16 protein-coding genes are annotated in these 15481 nt (G+C 28.0%); 2 read left to right on the forward strand and 14 right to left on the reverse strand.

The genetic code is table 11. The features are described from left to right. The 7 genes from IC214_RS15190 to IC214_RS15220 all read right to left on the reverse strand — a co-directional run bounded on the left by IC214_RS15190 (position 1) and on the right by IC214_RS15220 (position 7071). Positions 1 to 1068 (reverse strand): DUF3866 family protein, encoded by a 1068-nt coding sequence (locus tag IC214_RS15190; RefSeq protein WP_227866785.1) that lies wholly within the window; start codon positions 1066 to 1068, stop codon positions 1 to 3. 4 nt (positions 1069 to 1072) lie between these two features. Then, the gene (locus tag IC214_RS15195) at positions 1073 to 1897 is read right to left on the reverse strand and encodes a glycosyl transferase (protein WP_227434138.1); all 825 of its coding nucleotides are present in this window, start codon (positions 1895 to 1897) and stop codon (positions 1073 to 1075) included. Positions 1898 to 1904: 7 nt separating this feature from the next. Continuing rightward, a complete protein-coding gene (locus IC214_RS15200; RefSeq protein ID WP_227434137.1) occupies positions 1905 to 2597 on the reverse strand; it encodes a glycosyltransferase family 2 protein in 693 nt (230 codons plus the stop codon). A gap of 23 nt (positions 2598 to 2620) precedes the next feature. Then, the gene (locus tag IC214_RS15205; protein WP_227434136.1) at positions 2621 to 3496 is read right to left on the reverse strand and encodes a copper transporter; all 876 of its coding nucleotides are present in this window, start codon (positions 3494 to 3496) and stop codon (positions 2621 to 2623) included. Between the two features lie 17 nt (positions 3497 to 3513). Next, on the reverse strand, positions 3514 to 4635 hold the full coding sequence (gene steA / locus IC214_RS15210; protein WP_227434135.1) for a putative cytokinetic ring protein SteA: 1122 nt from the start codon (positions 4633 to 4635) through the stop codon (positions 3514 to 3516). A 408-nt stretch (positions 4636 to 5043) separates the two neighbouring features. After that, complete coding sequence (gene spo0A / locus IC214_RS15215; RefSeq protein ID WP_003424711.1) at positions 5044 to 5868, reverse strand: sporulation transcription factor Spo0A; 825 nt, start codon at positions 5866 to 5868, stop codon at positions 5044 to 5046. A gap of 141 nt (positions 5869 to 6009) precedes the next feature. Next, entirely contained in the window at positions 6010 to 7071 is a 1062-nt protein-coding gene (locus IC214_RS15220) for a SpoIVB peptidase S55 domain-containing protein (protein ID WP_227866786.1), read from the reverse strand. Between the two features lie 160 nt (positions 7072 to 7231). Between IC214_RS15220 and IC214_RS15225 the strand changes: the two genes are divergently transcribed. Continuing rightward, positions 7232 to 7672: a GNAT family N-acetyltransferase gene (locus tag IC214_RS15225; RefSeq protein WP_227434133.1), complete on the forward strand. Its 441-nt coding sequence runs from the start codon at positions 7232 to 7234 to the stop codon at positions 7670 to 7672. Between the two features lie 60 nt (positions 7673 to 7732). After that, positions 7733 to 8224, forward strand: coding sequence for a GNAT family N-acetyltransferase (locus IC214_RS15230; RefSeq protein ID WP_227866787.1), 492 nt, complete (start codon positions 7733 to 7735; stop codon positions 8222 to 8224). A gap of 78 nt (positions 8225 to 8302) precedes the next feature. Here IC214_RS15230 and IC214_RS15235 read toward each other — a convergent pair whose 3' ends face one another. The 7 genes from IC214_RS15235 to xseB all read right to left on the reverse strand — a co-directional run bounded on the left by IC214_RS15235 (position 8303) and on the right by xseB (position 15480). Continuing rightward, positions 8303 to 9169 carry a hypothetical protein gene (locus tag IC214_RS15235; protein ID WP_227866788.1) on the reverse strand — a complete coding sequence of 289 codons (867 nt, stop codon included), beginning with the start codon at positions 9167 to 9169 and terminating at the stop codon, positions 8303 to 8305. Between the two features lie 213 nt (positions 9170 to 9382). Next, positions 9383 to 11062, reverse strand: coding sequence for a DNA repair protein RecN (gene recN, locus IC214_RS15240; RefSeq protein WP_227434130.1), 1680 nt, complete (start codon positions 11060 to 11062; stop codon positions 9383 to 9385). A gap of 19 nt (positions 11063 to 11081) precedes the next feature. Then, complete coding sequence (locus IC214_RS15245) at positions 11082 to 11894, reverse strand: TlyA family RNA methyltransferase (protein WP_227434129.1); 813 nt, start codon at positions 11892 to 11894, stop codon at positions 11082 to 11084. 119 nt (positions 11895 to 12013) lie between these two features. Beyond that, on the reverse strand, positions 12014 to 13873 hold the full coding sequence (gene dxs, locus IC214_RS15250) for a 1-deoxy-D-xylulose-5-phosphate synthase (RefSeq protein ID WP_227866789.1): 1860 nt from the start codon (positions 13871 to 13873) through the stop codon (positions 12014 to 12016). Positions 13874 to 13907: 34 nt separating this feature from the next. Then, a complete protein-coding gene (locus IC214_RS15255; protein WP_227434127.1) occupies positions 13908 to 14345 on the reverse strand; it encodes a divergent PAP2 family protein in 438 nt (145 codons plus the stop codon). Positions 14346 to 14374: 29 nt separating this feature from the next. Beyond that, positions 14375 to 15262: a polyprenyl synthetase family protein gene (locus tag IC214_RS15260; protein WP_227434126.1), complete on the reverse strand. Its 888-nt coding sequence runs from the start codon at positions 15260 to 15262 to the stop codon at positions 14375 to 14377. A 2-nt stretch (positions 15263 to 15264) separates the two neighbouring features. Further along, positions 15265 to 15480: an exodeoxyribonuclease VII small subunit gene (xseB, locus tag IC214_RS15265; protein WP_227434125.1), complete on the reverse strand. Its 216-nt coding sequence runs from the start codon at positions 15478 to 15480 to the stop codon at positions 15265 to 15267. Position 15481 lies beyond the last annotated feature (1 nt).

Genomic DNA, 15481 nt, shown 5'->3' on the forward strand with positions numbered 1-15481 from the left:
TTAAACCTCCATTAAGTAATATGCTGCTGTACTTGCAGCTTTGAAAAATGCCTCATCTTGCTCATAATTTCTTCCCATACTTTTTACTTTTAGATTAAAATAGTCTAAATCCTCTTTCGTTTTATTATTATCTATATAAATTATATTATGCTTTTTATCTAAACCACTAGTTTTAACTTGTTCTTTTATAAATTTTAATTTTTCATCATCATATATAGTTATTGGTATATCTATATTTACATTTACAATTTCTTCAAATACAGTCATACTGTGATGTGAAATACCTTGATGCCTTTCTCGTTTGTCAGCAAAACTAATTCTTGGAATTGCTATTGCTTGTCCTCCAAGCTTTATTACAGCATCAAGAATTGGACCTTGTTCAATTCCTGTAAATCCATATTTAGTACCTGTACCAGCAATTCCTGGTCCCATACTTACAAATACTACATCGGCTTTTAATATTTCTTTTGCTGTAATCAATGCAGTGTATATATTTATACACTCATAGTCTCCCCCAAATGCATTTCCTATAGTTATTGTACTATCTATTAATTTTTTTTCTTTTAAAGTATCTACATTTTTACTTAAATAAATTGGAAGAGATGCTCCATCAGTCATTATATATACTAGTTTCTTATTATGGTTATTTCTTTTAAATGAAGCTACAAATGGAGTTAACATACTATGAAGAGTTCCTACTACAACAGGAAGGCCTTCTAACTCTGTAAAATCATCAAATTTATCATGATAAATGCTTTCTTGTTCCTCAACAGCGTCTACCTTTATTTGAAGTGGTGTATATCTAAGTTTCATTATATGACCACCTTCAATTAAACTAGATTCCAAATTATTTAAATTAGTTATTACAAAATGGTATCCACCAGTTCCTAGACTTAGTTCTACTGCTGTTGTATTTAAAACTACTTCATCCCCTATATCTACTACTCCAGACAGTTTTGGATAATTGTATGCTCTTTGTATTTCTCCATTTATATTTACTCTTATATCATCCAACGTTTCAGTTTGACTTACAATTGACTCAACAATCCCCACTCTTTTGCTTATCATAATGCTACCTTCCCAACTTATCTATAAAATTTAATAATTTATTTTTTTCTATTATTTTAGTCAATGAGTATTTTTCGGTAAATATATGCATAATAACTACAAATATTAACCATCCCAGTCTGATATTAAATGGATATCCAAAAGAAATTAGAATTCCAATAGACATTCCAAGAACATTTGAACCAGTATCTCCCATCATTGCTCTTGCCTTTAAATCATAATTAAAGTATGCAAGTACATTTGGAACTATAAGCAGTGGAAGAACTTGAACAAATCCTGTCAATGTTAAAAATACAATCACCATTATAAATAAATATGCTTTTATTGCTCTTCCTGGTCTTAAATCTAAAAGATTCATTAAATTGGTTGATAGAGCTATTATTAATGTATTTACTATTATATCTATTATGTCTTTTGATATAGACACAGAAACTATAAGTCCTACAAATCCACCAAACAACGCCTTAAAGCCTCCAGTTGTAAGACTTCCTTTAAATAAACTTTTAAAGTGACCTTTTAGACCACTTACATTTCTATTTCCAATAATATCGTCTAGTATTCCTGCAAAAAACATGGATATCATACCAAACATAAACATAAATATATATGCTAAATCTCTATATTCTGTAGTAAAAAATGCAAGTATTATTCCATTAATCACAAGCATAGGTAAAAATACAATTCCCATACTTACTGGTATCATATCTTTTTTGTAGTTTGGTCTAAGTATATTTCCATTTATCAATAAATTTTTAAATAGTGGTATTGCAGCATAGGTTCCAAATAATCCTGTTAATAATAAAATGGTATAAAGTATATAATCTTTCACTAAGATACTACCTCCATTCTTTCTTTTTTTGTCCTAAAACCTTTTTTATATGATAATACTGCTTGCCTCTATGAATAAATCCTTTTAAATTTCTGCCAGTTTCATTATGAGTCATGTTTACTAATACTTCTTTAATTTTAAAACCATACTTTAGTATATCAATCGTCATTCCAACTTCAACACCATATCCAAAAGGTATTTCATCAAATTTTTCTAAAACTTCTCTTTTAAATATTCTTTGACCTGACAGAGTTGCATCTAGTTCAACTCCTGTCATCTCAAAAACAGAATTTTTAGCTAAACCTTTTACAAATCCCAGACCTCCTTTTTTCTTTGCAGGAGGAAACTTTGCTATAGTAACATCAGCTTCACCATTTAATATTGGTACAATTAATTTTTCAATTTCTTTAGCCGAACTACCTAGATCTCCATCCAAAAATCCTATAATATTTGCGCTTTTCATTGATACTTTAAGCCCATAGTTTAAAGCATATCCTTTACCTCTGTTTTTATCTAACTTAAAAAATTTAATTTTTTCATTCTTTAATTCAGATACAACCTTAGCAGTATTATCTGTTGAACCATCATCTACAACTACTATTTCATTTATTTCTTTAATTCCAACTATACTTTCTAATGTATAGTTTATTCTACTTTCTTCATTATAAGCTGGTATTATTATACTTATATAAGAATCCATTTTTTCTCTCCTTAAAATTATTTCTATTTTATAGATGGCAACAATGAAGTTGCAGTATCTAATCTACCAAAATTACCAACTATATTACCTTGTTGTAAAAGCATAGCTAGAGATACACTTCCTACACCTTCATCAATATTATCTATAGTTGCAACTTTATTTTTAGAATATAATTCTACATAAGAAGTTTTAACTCCTGTATTTTGAACTTCTACTAAATATTTATTTTCTGATTTTATTTTTGAAACTACAAATTTTTCTATTTTGTCAAATTGTTTTGTATTATCTTTTGCATCATTTCCACCAGCTATTACAACAGATTCATATTTTAGATATGTGTCACCAATAGAGTTAAATTTTATTACATCTAGTTCTTGAAGATATGTCAAAATGTCACTTGCATCTTCCTTTTTCAAGGTATCAATTATATAATTAACTGCATCATTTGTATTTTTAATTTCTGTACCTAATTTACTTGAGATTTCTTTTAATTTTTCTGGATTTGTTATATTTTCTTTTAACACTATGTTAAATGCAACACTACCATTAGATTTGTTTATTATATCTTCTATATTTTTTGTATAATCATCATTTTCATTAGCTGATATTATTCCTATACTTTTTCCACTTAATGAACCAATTAAAACCTTGTCCACATTTTTATTTATAAAATTAATTGCTTCTTCATAATCTTTATTTACCTTTGCTAAATCTACATCAAGTTTATCATTTTTTTCTTTTAAAATATTAAATTTATCATCCAAGTCATTTATTATATTTGCTTGCTGCTCGCTTAATTGTTGATTATTATTTAAATTAAATCCTACTAACATGCCTATACCCAAAGCTATAAATATAGCCCCAATAGTGACTATATAATATTTCATATTAATATGCATATTTATCCTCCTAAAATTTACATCTGTAATAATACCTTAAATTTCAATTGCATTAACTGTATAAATTGTTGAACTCCTGGTGACAATGATGCAACTACCAACACAGGAAATAATGCTGTTGCTATTAACGCCCATATGTACTTTATCTTTAGCTTACTTCTATATAACAAGTTAACTCCTTTAGCATCTATAAGCTTAGAACCTATCTTTAGTCTAACTAAAAAAGTACTTGCCATTCCCTTTCTTCCTTTTTCAAGGAAATCAATCATATTTGAATGTGTCCCCACTGCTACTATTAACTCTGCTTTATACTCATACGCAATAAGCATAGCTATATCTTCACTAGTTCCTGGTGCAGGAAATACAACTGCATCCAAACCTAGTTCTTGAACTCTCTTAAGACCTGGTGCTCTACCATCTGTATAAGCATGTACTACTATTTCACTAGCTTTTTTTAAAGCTTCATCGCTTACACTATCCATATCTCCCACAATTACATCTGGAGTATATCCAAACTCAATTAAAGCATCTGCGCCTCCATCAACACCAACTAGAACAGGTTTTACCTCTTCTATGTATGAAAGCATTGTACTTAAATCCTCTTTATAGTCCTGACCTCTTACAACTATTAATACATGCTTATTTGCATAATTAGTTTGTACTTTTGGAATTTCTACTTCACCAAGTATAAATCCTTTTTCTTTTTTAGCATAATCTATAGTATTGTCTATAAATCTATCTAATTCTACGGCTAAGTTTTCATAAGCAGCCTTTATTTGATATGAAACTTCATACTTATCTAAAACTTCACCTGCACCTAAAAATTCTCCTTCTCTATATATCTTTCCATCTATAACTTCTATAGTCTGTCCTTCTTTTAATTCTTCAAATAATTCTTCTCCAATATTATCAATTATCAAGATATTATTCTCAGTCAATATTCCTGGACCTTTATTAGGATATCTACCACTTATAGAAGGAGCCGCATTTATGACAAGTTTTATTTTGGCTTCTACCAAAGAGTTTGCAGCAACTTCATCTATGTCTATATGATTTATAACTGCTATTTCCCCACTTTCAACTCTTTTAGCAAGCTTTTTAGTTTTTCGATCTACTTTTATAGGGGCCTCGACTCTCATTTTTAAACCTCCACTATCATTATTAAAATCACATTATATTATAGCATTACTTAAGAATAAAATAAATGTTTTAAGTTGGTCTTACATCTTTAATCATTATAACACTATATTTTATGATTTTTTTATTTAATACTTTTTGTAATATACTTTAAAAATTAATGTTTCGACTTGTTAAAGTATATTTTTATATTAAAAAACAAATCAACATTAATCTACAACTGACAAAGGTACATAATATGGCCATATTATAATAAAATTATATTAAATAAATAATAAAGAAAAAATAAAGCTTTTATTATATATTAAAACAGCAAAACGGTATAACCCTATTGGTTATACCGTTTTGCTGTTTGTAATGCATATTTATTGCCAATACCTTCATTAAAAGGTCTTACTTTTTCTGTCTATTTATTTAACCATACTATGTTCTAATCTTAATTTATCAGCAATCATTGCTATAAATTCTGAATTAGTTGGTTTTCCTTTAGTATTGTGTACCGTATATCCAAATAATTGATTTATTGTGTCAACTTTGCCTCTACTCCATGCAACTTCTATGGCATGTCTTATTGCTCTCTCAACTCTACTTGGTGTTGTATTGAATTTTTTAGCTATACTTGGATATAACTCTTTTGTTACTGCACCTAAAAGTTCAACATTATCAATGACCATTTTTATAGCTTCTCTTAGATATAAATACCCTTTTATATGAGCTGGTACTCCTATTTCGTGTATTATATTTGTGATTTCTGTTTCTATATTACCTACATTTTTAACGAAATCACTTCTTGTCATTTGAGTTTCTTGAACTGGTCTAGGCTTTGGCTCTACTTGAGTAACTCTATTAGAAACTAGTTCTCTAATTCTGTTTATAAACACAACAAAATCAAACGGCTTTACTATGTAGTAATCTGCTCCTAGATTTATTGCGCTTTGAGTTATCTTATCTTGACCTACTGCTGATAGTACTATTATTTTTGGCATTTTAGGTATATCCATAGTATTTAATTTTTCAATTACACCTAATCCATCCAGATGTGGCATTATTACGTCTAATATTAATAAATCTGGTTGTGTCTTTTTTACTAAATCTAATGCTTCAATCCCATCTTTAGCTATGCCTAATATATCGATATCATCCTCATTAGACAAATACTCTTTTAATACCTGACAAAAATCCTTATTGTCGTCTGCTAAAACTATTTTGATTTTTTCCACTAAAAATCCCCCCATTAAAAAACATCTTCTTATTACAGAAAACTAAACTTTTTACACAAATTGTTCCTAATTATCTACTCTAAAGCATATTCGACACTTCAAAATTATATTCCTCCTAGATAAGTGATAAAATAATAAATTTTTTTAATGCCTCACCTACAATTTTATCATTTCATCTATAAAAATACCATATCCTTTTTTCGGATTATCTCTAAAAACATGAGTTATTGCACCAATAATTTTATTATTTTGTATTATTGGAGCCCCACTCATCCCTTGTACAATCCCCCCTGTGTATTCCAATAACTTATCATCTACAACTTTTATTACCATATCTCTATAATTTCCTTTATCATATACTATACTTTCTATTTTTATATCATAGCTTGTTATATTTTTGTTTTTGTCTTCAAAAAGAATTATTGCATCCCCTATTTTTACATCTTGAGGTCTTCCAACTTCGATTAATTGTAATTCTTTATTTGCTAAATTAAATTCTTTATTTTGTTTTTCTGTAATATTACCACTTATACCTAATTTTGAGTTATTCGAAAAATTTCCCATCAGATTACTATCATTAAAATCACCTTTTATTCTGCCTACTTTTTCATTACTAGCTTTTAATATTTTTAGTTTTTCTGGTTTATATATATACCCTTGCTTAATCTTTAATAGTTCATTAGTGTCCGAATCTTTTATAGCATGACCAATTGCTTTAAATTTTTCCATATTAGGGTCATAAAAAGTCATAGTTCCAATTCCAGATATCTTATCTCTCACCCATAATCCAAGTTTATAATTACCATTTTCTTTTTTAGTTTCTATTGTCTCTGTTTTATATTTATTTTTTCTTTCAAAAGTCACTTCTACTTTACTTTTTTTAGCTTCATTTAAAATCTTTGATACATCCTGACTATCTTTTATTTTTTTATTATCTATTTTTACTATATTGTCGCCAATCTGCATGCCTCCAATATAATCTACATCCTCTTCCTCATATCCTAAAACCAATACACCATCTGTATTTGCTTTCACTCCAATTATATTTCCAAGTGGATATACATATTTTTTATCATGATTCTTAATTGTAAAAGTTTCTATTGGGGTCTCCTTATTCGTATTACAATTTTTATTTTGAAAAATTATAACCATCATAAAAATCGATACAGCTCCTAATATTATCCAAATATTTTTGAAATTCTTATTTATTTTGTTCATATATTCATCTACTCCTATGCTGTATTATTATGTATTTATAATTCCTTTTTCGTAAAAATTTATTCATTTAAAAACCTCGTTGTATATCTTACTAAGTGCTTTTTATCCTATAATATGGTAGTATTATATTGTGGTAAAAAGTTTGAAGGGCGGTAATATTTTGAAATTAAATGTAAGAATTGCAGATATAAATAATTGGCATGATTTAGTTAATTTGTCTGTAGATAAGAATCAATTAGATTATATAGAAAGCAATGCACTTTCTATTGCTGAGTCTAAGTTTATAACAGCTTGGATACCTGTTGGAATATATGATGACAATATACTGATAGGATTTGCTATGTACGGTCGCCTAGAAGATGACAGAGTTTGGCTTGATAGATTCATGATTGACTCAAAGTATCAAGGTAAAGGATATGGAAAAGCATCCTTAGATTTCCTTATAAATCATCTTAAAAATGAATATAATTGCAATGAGTTATACCTTAGTATATTCGATAACAACAAAATGGCTATTGGACTTTACAAAAGCTTTGGATTTGAGTTTAATGGAGAACTTGACTATGGTGGAGAAAAGGTCATGGTATTAAAATCTAATTGATATTAATAAAAATATATATCTATCAAGGAGGTGAAATCATTATATAAATATATTTATATAATGATAAATAAAATGACTCAAAATGTAATTTTAAAATTTGTTGAAGAAAATGATTTAGAAAATCTTGAAAATGTAAAGATTTTATTCACTGAATACTCAAATTCATTGAATATAGATTTGTGTTTCCAGGACTTTAATAATGAATTAAAAACACTTCCAGGAAAGTATAAAAAACCTTCAGGCTCATTAATACTAGCATTTGTTGATGAAAATTTAGCAGGTTGTGTTGCATTAAAAAAACTTGAAAATGATGTATGTGAATTAAAAAGGTTATATGTAAGAGATAAATTTAGAGGACTTAAAATAGGAAAAATATTATTAGAAGAAATCGTAAAAGAAGCCAAAAAGATTGGATATACATATATGAGACTAGATACTCTTCCAAGCATGAAAAGCGCTCAAGGTTTATACGAAAAAATTGGTTTTTATGATATAAATCCTTATACTTATAATCCAATTGAAGGGGCTAGATATATGGAGCTAAAATTATAAATAAAAAATAGAGTATAAATAAAATTATAGATGTTTTATTTATACTCTATTTTATTGATTAAATTATTTTAAATATATTTATTTCTCTAAATCTTCCAAACCAACACTTATATCTTCAGTTATATCTTTTATATATTCTATTCCATTATTGTATGTAAGCTTTGCTTTAATATAAATTATATCATTAATATCCTTTTTAGGAAAATTAGCCTCATAATTTACTTGCTCTCTATCTATATTATCATCTTTACTACCATTTGATAATTTAGCAGACTTAGCTTTATATACAGTATCACCTTTACCTTCATTTACAATAATATCTACATTTTCTAACTTTATATCATCATAAACTTTATTTTTTGATTTTTCACTTTCATGATTAAATAAATTGCTGTTTTCCAATATTTCAATAAAGTATTCCTTATTGTCCCTTATTCCATAATTAAATACAGGTGGTTCAGGCATATAATCAGACTTAGTCAATTTTTGAACATCTGAACTTTCAGATATTGTACCACTTGTAACTACTTTATAATCATATTCACTACCTGTAGTTATTTTTATTTCACAAGTATATGATAATTCTCCATGCTTTGTCATCTCAATCTCATTCCATTTATCACTATCTGCTTTATACATAAAGATTACTTTTCCATCCTTGCCAAGTTTGCTCAATTGTGTATCTACATCAATTACACATTCGTCTTTTTCTAATTTTTTAACTTTTAAATCAATACTTTTTGTTATATAACTTTTTGACATTTCTTCATTAATTATATTGCTAATATCTGACTTAGTATTCATAATTTCTTGTGATAAATAATCTAATTTATCATTAGAAGTGTCAAGATTATTCTTGATACTATTAATAGTTAATAAAATATACCCTAATGCTATAATAACTATGATTATAAAAATTAAGTACATAGTATTTTTTTTATTCATTTAATACCCCCCACTACTACTTTAATACATAATATTATACTCAAAAACTTAAAATTTTTACAGTTACAAGTCTATACAAGATTTATTTAAATTATAATTTTTATTTATTTTTTATATCCAGATTAAATATTTTAAAATATTTTCATCATAAAAAATAGATGTAAAGTATCTAGATTAAATATTCTCTACATCTATTTAAAATAAGCTCTTTCACTAACACTTTTTAGCCATTTCAATAATTTCGCTTGCATGTTCTATAGTTTTTTCTGTTATATTATTACCTGCTATAAGTCTTGCAATTTCATTTTTTCTTTGAGATTGGTTTAATTTCTTAACATTTGTAAATGTTCTATTATTTGAAGTATCTTTTTCTATACAATAATGGGTATCTGCATTTGCAGCAATTTGAGGTAAATGAGTTATACATATTATTTGTTTTTTCTTTGCTATATCACTCAATTTCTCACCAACAATTTGTGCAGCTATACCACTTATCCCTGTATCTATTTCATCAAATACTAAAGTATCTATATCATCTATATCAGCTAATATAGTCTTAAATGCCAACATAAATCTAGACATTTCACCACCTGATGCAACTTTATAGATAGGTTTGATATCTTCTCCTAAATTAAAAGATATCATAAATTCAATATCATCTATTCCATTTAAGGTAAATGAACTTTCTTCAAAATTGACTTTGAACATTACATTTTTCATATTTAGACTCTTTAATTCATCAAGAAGTACTTCCTCTAATTGAATTGCCACTTTATTTCTTGCTTTAGTCAGTTTGCTAGCTTTTACTTTTAGCTCTTCTTCTATTTTTATTAATTGATTTTTTAATTGTTCAACTCTTTCATCTCTATTTAATATCTCATCTAGTCTATCTTTTGTCTTTTCATAATATTCAAATATAGCTTCTATACTATCTCCATATTTTCTTCTTAAGTTATTAATCTCATCAATTCTAAGTTCAATCTGTTCTAATTCATAAGGTTCAAAATCTATATTATCTTTGTAATTTCTTATATCACTAGATATATCTTGTAGTTCATACATTATTCTTTCTATAGTTTCACTATATTCACTTAAAACACTGTCATATTTAGATATATCATTAAGCTCTTTAGATGCAATACCTATCAAGTCAATAACATTATATTCACCATTATGTAATTTACTGTAACTTAAGTTTAAATTATTATATATCTTTTCACTATTTCTATAGACATCTCTTTGTTTTAATAAATCTTCATATTCATTTTTATTTAAATTTGCAGCCTCAATTTCATTTATTTGAAACCTTAATAAATCTATTTCTCGTTGAATCTGCATATCATCTTTATTTTCTGTTAAAGAGTTCAAAGCTCTCTTTACTTCGCTATATTTGTAATAAATTTTTCTATAATCATCTTTAAACTTATCTAGTTCATTTTCTCCAAATAAGTCTAAAAATTTTAAGTGTGTATCCTTATTGAATAAAGCTTGATTTTGATGTTGACCATGTATATCTATAAGTGTAGATGCAATTTCCTTTAGAAAAGATACTTTAACAGTCCTTCCATTTACTCTAGCAGTACTTTTCCCATCTGAATATATCAATCTAGTTATAACCAATAAATTGTCATCTTCTATACTTATATCATTTTCATCTAATATCTTTTTTAGATACACGTTATCTGAGAAAAATATAGCTTCAACAAGTCCCTTATCTGTACCTTTTCTTAGAAAAGACCTGTCATATTTCTCACCTAGACAAAGTCCAAGCGCATCTATTATTATAGATTTTCCTGAACCAGTTTCTCCCGTAAGTATATTTAAGTTTTTATCAATACCCAGCCTTAGTTCTTCAACTAAGGCACAATTTTTCATATATAATTCGAGGATCAAGTCTAAGCCCCCTTTTATTCTATTTATCTAAATTATGAGAAGCCTCAACGACTTCCACTATTTTTTTGTCATACATATCACTATCAAATTCATATCCTTCATTTCCATTCTTTAAATGAATTAGATATTCTATATTTCCTTCTGGACCCTTAATTGGAGAAAAATCTAATCCTAAAATTTCAAATCCATTTTGCACTGAAAAATCAGAAATCATTTTTATAACTTCTATATGTGTAGATTTTTCTCTAACTACACCTTTTTTACCTACCTTTTCTCTTCCTGCTTCAAATTGAGGTTTTATCAAGGCTACAATTTCTCCATTATTAATAACTAATTCTTTTGCTTTTGGAAGTACTAGTTTCAATGATATAAAAGATACATCAATTGATGCAAAATCTGCAAATTGCTTTGTATCTTCTATTGTTACATTCCTTATGTTTGTTCTTTCCATACACACAACTCTATCATCTTGTCTCAATTTCCACGCAAGCTGACCATAACCAACATCTATGGAAAATACTTTTATAGCTCCATTTTTTAGCATACAGTCTGTAAAACCACCCGTAGATGCTCCTATATCCATACATACTTTTCCATCAATAGTTAAGTCGAAGTTCTTCATTGCTTTTTCAAGCTTTAATCCCCCCCTACTAACATATGGTATTGGGTTTCCTTTTACTTCTATAGCACAATCCTCTTTTACTTCTGTACCTGCCTTATCACATCTTTGATTATCAACAAAAACTAATCCAGCCATTATTGCTTTTTTAGCTCTTTCTCTACTTTCAAAATGCCCTTGCTCTACTAACAATAAATCTATTCTTTTCTTCATAAAATTACCTTTCTGTTAAAAGCTACTTTAATATTGACTAAAGTAGCTTGAAGTAACACACTCGATATTTATTCTAAGTGACAAATTTTAAATTTTATATTAAATTTAATCCATATTATTTATATTAACTCTCTTAATTTATCAGCAATGCACTTTGGCGATAATCCTACAAAATTATATAGTTCATCTGCATTGCCATGTTTTATAAACTCTTCTGGTATCGCTATATTAAGTATATTTACTTTATATCCATTATCTATAATAAATTTACTTATTCTACTTCCAAATCCGCCAGTAATAACATTATCTTCTACTGTAACTACATTTTTATGATTCTTAAATAAAGTATGCAACATATCTTCATCCATAGGCTTTAAAAATCTAGCATTAACTATTGTTGGATTTATACCTTCTTCTAACAATATTTCTTTCGCTTCTAGAGCATGTTTCACCATATTCCCAATAGAAAGTATGACTGTATCTTGTCCATCATCTAATATCTCATATTTTCCTAACTTAATTTCTTTGTATTCTCCTTTATTTAGGTAATAACTATTTCCTCTTGGATATCTAATTGCCAATGGAGAATCCAATTTTAATGATAAATCCATCATAAGTTCCATTTCTCTTGTATCTTTTGGAGCCATCACTACAATATTTGGAATAGAATTTAAGTAACTTAAATCAAACATACCATGATGAGTTTCACCATCATTTCCAACTAGACCAGCTCTATCTATAAGAAAAGTAACTGGTTTTTTTGTTATACATACATCATGAATAACTTGGTCATATGCTCTTTGTAAAAATGATGAATATACAGCAAAATAAGGCTTCATACCATTTTTTGCAAGACCTGCCGCAAACCCTGTTGCATGTTGTTCAGCTATACCAACATCATAATATCTTTTTGGGTAAGCACTTTCAAATAAGTTTAATCCTGTTCCAGATGGCATTGCAGCTGTTATAGCTACTATTTCTTCGTTTTTGCTAGCCATCTCAACCAATTTTTCACCAACACTAACCGACATAGACTTAACTTTAGAAGATGTTACACCTGTCTTTATATCAAACTTTGATACTCCATGATATTTATCAGGTTGTTCCTCTGCAAATTTATATCCTTTTCCTTTTTTTGTAATAACATGTAAAAGCACAGGTCCTTTTTTATGTTTAGCTTTTCTAAGTGTTTCTATTAATTCTTTAGTATTATGACCATCTATAGGACCATAATATTTTATACCTAATGAATCAAAAAATGAACAATCTTGAGGAGAAAAACTATATATTAATTTGTCCTTAAATCTATGTGCAGTCTTAGATAAAATTTCACCTGTTGATGTAACATTTAAAATCTTATCAACTTCATCTGTCATTTTAACAACTGTTGAATTTCTTATAATACTTGATAGATATTTAGACATTCCGCCAACATTTTTATCTATAGACATCTCATTATCATTAAGAATTACTATCATATTAGTATTTATATATCCCAATTGATTTAAAGCTTCAAGTGCCATACCTCCAGTTATAGAACCATCTCCAATTATAGATATAACACTATAGCTTTCTTTTTTTATATCTCTAGCACAGGCAATACCTGTTGCCACAGAAATAGATGTACTGCTATGTCCTGTGTCGAAAATATCATGAGGACTTTCACTCTCCTTTGGAAAACCACTTAGTCCGTTGAATTGTCTTAAAGATACAAAACAATCTTTTCTTCCAGTAACCATTTTGTGAACATAAGACTGATGTCCTACATCCCATACAAATTTATCTTTAGGGCTGTCAAACACTTTATGAAGTGCTAATGTTAACTCAACTACACCTAAATTAGAAGCTAAGTGTCCTCCTGTCTTGGAAACAGATTTTACTAAAAACTTTCTTATATCCTTTGCAAGTAAATCCATTTCTTCTATGCTCATATTTTTTATATCTTTTGGAGAATTTACTTTATCTAAATATTTATACATATTATCCTCACCTTTTATTTTGTAAATTTTAAATTTACATCAATATTAAAGCTGTTACTATACCAAGTAAAGCTCCAAACCAAACCTCTAGTGGTGTGTGACCTATTAATTCTTTTAATTTCTTCTGCTCTATATGCTTTCCATGTTGAAGGTCTGCTACCATCTGATTCAATATAGTAGCTTGTTTCCCAACAGCACGTCTAACACCTGCTGCATCATACATTATAATCAGTGCAAGCACAGTAATTATAGCAAAATCAGTAGAATTAAACCCTTTTTCAATGCCTACCACTGTAGCTAAACTTGTAACAAAAGAACTATGAGAACTAGGCATACCTCCTGAAATGAGTATTCTTGAAAACTCAATTCTCTTTCCCTTCCCAGTAAATATCTTTATAAATTGTGCTAAGAAACAAGCAATAAGACTTATTCCCAAAGCCCCATTGTTAAAAATCTCCGAAAAAAAGTTCATTTTTCCCTCCTCGATTTTAGCTGTATATTTTAATATTCTCTATCTATTATATATTCAGCCAATCCCTTTAAAAAATCTACATTGTCAGATAATTTTTCTATACTCTTCTTTGCCTCATCTATTAAATTATGTGCAATTTCTTTAGATTTATCTAATCCTAAAAGAGATGGATATGTTGATTTATGATTCTCTATATCACTGCCAACTTTTTTCCCTAATTTTATTTCATCTCCCACTATATCTAGTATATCATCTACTATCTGGAATGATAATCCGATATTTTTTGCATATTTAGTTATTTCTTCCATTTGTTCTGAATTTGCTCCACCTATAGTTGCTCCTGCTCTCATACATCCAACCATCATTGCAGCAGTTTTATTCATATGTATATAATCTAATTTTTCTTTTTCAATTTGTTTATTTTCACTTTCTACATCTACCACTTGCCCACCTATCATTCCATATATTCCAGCACCTTTAGCAATTTCATTTATAGCTTTTAGATATTTTTCTGGATTTTCTTTATTTATTGAACCTGCAAGCATAACTTCAAAAGCATAGTTCAGTAAAGCATCTCCTGCTAAAATTCCCATTGCCTCTCCATATACTTTATGGTTTGTTGGTCTTCCTCTTCTTAAATCATCATTGTCAAGAGCTGGTAAGTCATCATGTATAAGTGAGTATGTATGTATCATTTCAATTGCAATAGCAAAAGGTATAGCTTCTTCTTCATTTCCTCCAACTACCTTACATGCTTCTAGTGTAAGTATTGGTCTTAATCTCTTACCTCCAGCGCTCAAGCTGTAGTTCATAGCCTCAATAACAGTTTTTTGATAACCTTCTTCTTTTGGCATATATTCTTTAAGTATATCTTCTATAAAACTTGCTTTTTCTTTTAAATGTTGTTTAAATTCCACTTTTATTCCTCCTCTATTCTAAAATCCTCTTCTATTCCTAATTGATTAAATTTACTTATTTTTAATTTTGCATCATCCAAAAGCTTATTACAATGTTTATAAAGACTAATTCCTTCTTCATATAAGCTTAAAGATTCATCTAAGCTAGCATTTTTAGATTCTAACTCATTTAAAATGCTCTCCAATCTTTTGTAAGCTTCTTCATAGGTTAAGTTCATA

The organism is Clostridioides sp. ES-S-0190-01 (genome assembly GCF_020658275.1).
In the GTDB taxonomy this organism is placed as follows: Bacteria; Bacillota; Clostridia; order Peptostreptococcales; family Peptostreptococcaceae; genus Clostridioides.